Raw genomic sequence first — 1,741 nt, 5'->3', positions numbered from 1 at the left:
AGGTGGCCTCTGTCGCGGCAACGGCGAAAAGGGAGGACGGGCCGCCGCCAAAGACGGCACTCACCGGCCATGCCATCCTCATCGGCTACGGCCGTGTCGGTGGCCTGGTCGGCTCGGCGCTGAAAGACGCGGCACTGCCCTTCCTGGTCATCGAGGACGCCGACAAGACGCTGGCGAGGCTGAAAGCGGACAGCATCGAGACCGTCGCCGGCAATGCGGCCAATGCCGAAGTGTTCGCCGCCGCCAATCCCGAAGGCGCCAGCCGGCTGATCCTTGCCATCCCCAATGCCTTCGAAGCCGGTCAGATCGTTCTCCGAGCCCGCGCCGCCAACCCTGGCATCAACGTCATCGCCCGTGCCCATTCCGATGCCGAGGTCGAACATCTCAAGGGTTTGGGCGCCGATACGGTGATCATGGGTGAACGCGAGATTGCGCGCGGGATTGTGGAAGAAGTTCTCGGTTCCAAACCGGAGTTGAGGCGCGAAACCGCCGAGCCATCGGTGGCCTGAGTCCCAAGCCCAAGCTGCACTCTCGCGCGCTGGCAACGCGATCGGCTCGACCCAGCCTTCAAGTGAGCATTACGCCACGAATGCAGAGCCGCCATTTTGCGCGATACCACTGAGGTATTTGGCCGGCGGCTTCCCAAGCGCCTTCTTGAACATGGTGATGAAGGCCGTGACCGAACCATAGCCGAGATCGCCCGAGACTTGCTGGACACTCTTGCCGGAAGCCAGTTCCCGAATTGCAACGATCAAGTGCAATTGCTGGCGCCAGCGCCCGAAACTCAGCCCTGTCTCCTTTGCCACAAGGCGGGCGAGGCTGCTCTCGCTGAGCGCCATGCGCTTGGCCCAGTCCGCCAGCGTGCTGCGGTCGGCAGGGTCTTGCGCCAACGCCTCGGCGATCCTGTTCAAGCGCGGCTCGGATGAGATCGGCAGGTGCAATTGCTGGACAGGCATGCGTGGCAATTCGGTGAGCAGCATTTTGGTCAAGAGTTCGCCCCTCGCCTCGTCGTCCTGCAACCGATCGGAAAGCTCGATGATCAATTCGCGCAGCAGTGGCGAGGTCGAAAGCGTGCAGCACCGCTCCGGCAGGTCGGCCGCTCCCGGCTCTATGTAGACGAAAAAAATCCGGGCGTTGGCGGTTGCGACATTGCTGTGCTCCATGCCGCCGGGGATCCACACCCCGCAATGCGGCGGCACCATCCATAGACCGCTTGGGACGCGGCATGTGACGCCGCCTGCAAGCGCGAAAACGAGTTGGCCCTTGCGGTGCCAATGGGAGGGTACCTCCGCTCTGGTCTCTGGGATATCGACGCGCACGGCAATCGCAGGCGCGGAAAGGTCATCCACATCGAAATCGAGCCAGGGGTAGCTGAGAGGCTGCTTCATGATTGACGGTTTTTAGCGATCAATTGCCTTCATATCTAAATTATTCAAAGGCAAAAGTCGATAAGGTACATTTGCGAATGAGCGGTGCGACCGCCGCGCAGCCAAGAGGTATGAACCATGCTCGCCCTCGTCATCTCCTCCGGCAGCGCGACCGGACTGAGCATCTCGGAGCTTGCCGAGCCTCAACCGGCCTCGAACGAGGCGCTTGTCTCGGTCCACGCGACCTCGTTGAACCGCGGCGAACTGCGCCTGCTCAGCATACGGCCGAACGGCTGGATACCCGGCCAGGACATCGCTGGGATCGTCGAACGGGCAGCAGCCGATGGCTCAGGGCCGGCCGTTGGCGCCCGCGT

General features: G+C 62.7%; 2 protein-coding genes and 1 pseudogene. 2 read left to right on the top strand and 1 reads right to left on the bottom strand.

The genetic code is table 11. The annotated features are described in order from the left end of the window. A partial coding sequence (locus tag EN749_RS35160) for an NAD-binding protein (RefSeq protein ID WP_189367941.1) occupies positions 1-509 on the top strand: 509 nt, incomplete at its 5' end. Positions 510-578: 69 nt separating this feature from the next. Here the strand turns inward: EN749_RS35160 and EN749_RS35155 are convergent. After that, positions 579-1,388, bottom strand: coding sequence for a helix-turn-helix transcriptional regulator (locus tag EN749_RS35155; RefSeq protein WP_128364892.1), 810 nt, complete (start codon positions 1,386-1,388; stop codon positions 579-581). A gap of 117 nt (positions 1,389-1,505) precedes the next feature. Between EN749_RS35155 and EN749_RS35150 the strand changes: the two are divergent. Next, positions 1,506-1,741 (top strand): annotated as a pseudogene (locus tag EN749_RS35150) (oxidoreductase); the annotation flags it as partial.

The organism is Mesorhizobium sp. M7A.F.Ca.ET.027.02.1.1, assembly GCF_004022985.1.
GTDB lineage: Bacteria > Pseudomonadota > Alphaproteobacteria > Rhizobiales > Rhizobiaceae > Mesorhizobium.
Note: the sequence above shows the minus strand (reverse complement) of the source record. Positions and strands in the feature narration are given on the sequence as shown.